Origin of the sequence: Mycobacterium helveticum (assembly GCF_007714205.1) — a bacterium.
GTDB classification, from domain to species: Bacteria; Actinomycetota; Actinomycetes; order Mycobacteriales; family Mycobacteriaceae; genus Mycobacterium; species Mycobacterium helveticum.
The window spans coordinates 1-795 of record NZ_VMQU01000322.1 but is presented as its reverse complement, the minus strand read 5'-3'; the positions used below and the strand labels follow the sequence as shown (position 1 = coordinate 795).

1 protein-coding gene is annotated in these 795 nt (G+C 66.4%); it reads right to left on the bottom strand.

The genetic code is table 11. The features are described 5' to 3' along the window. Positions 1 to 686 (bottom strand): hypothetical protein (locus FPZ47_RS27720; protein WP_210420048.1); only part of this gene is annotated, 686 nt, incomplete at its 3' end. Positions 687 to 795: the final 109 nt, after the last annotated feature.

Here is a 795-nt window from a genome sequence, read left to right as displayed (position 1 = left end):
CGGCCGTGGGGCCGGTTCGCCAAGTGTGCCAGCGCAGTGGGGAGTTTCAGTTCCAGCCACCGCTCATCGGGATTCCAGCGGATTGTTTCGTTGCCCCACGCTTTGTCCTTTTCCCCGTCAGCGGTCAGAAACAACCGCGCCGCCCCCCACTGTTGGCGCCACTGCTGCACAGTCAGGCCAGCGTCGTCTAGGTTATTGCGTTTGTGCAGCAACGCTTTCCCGCCCCGCACCACATGAACGGTCCCGGCAATCAGGTCGGCCTCGACCGCGTCCAAACGCGTGGTGAGGGTTTGCAACCGGACGGTCTTGGCGTGCCGCTCCGACTTGCTCGCATACCCGCGCACCGCCTTCTTGCCGGTGCCGACCCGATCGCCGACCGGGGCAGCTAACCGGGCAGTGATCGTCTGTATCCGCGCGGCCAGGCTAGCGCGTTGCGCCCACAGGTTCTGTTCGGCCAACCGGTACTGGTCCTCGCTGGTGCGGGTGATCGCCCCCGCCCACCGCGACGACGACTCGCTCGTCAACGTCTTCTTCCGCTTCTGGCGCGACTGCGCTTTACCTTTCGCATCCAACCGGCCCTCCCGGCACCGCGCGGCCAGGTCACGACCCGCAAGAGAGCCCAGCAACTCACCGACTTGGGTCAGCACCACCGCATCAGTGCCGTTGACGCGCAGCCGGGTCCGCACCCGCGCACCAGACGGTGCAGCGGCAACGAACGGCTCAGCGATAGGGCGAAGGCTCACCAACGGTCCGTCTCCTGACGGGCGCACTGGCCAGCCAGATACGGGTACTGGT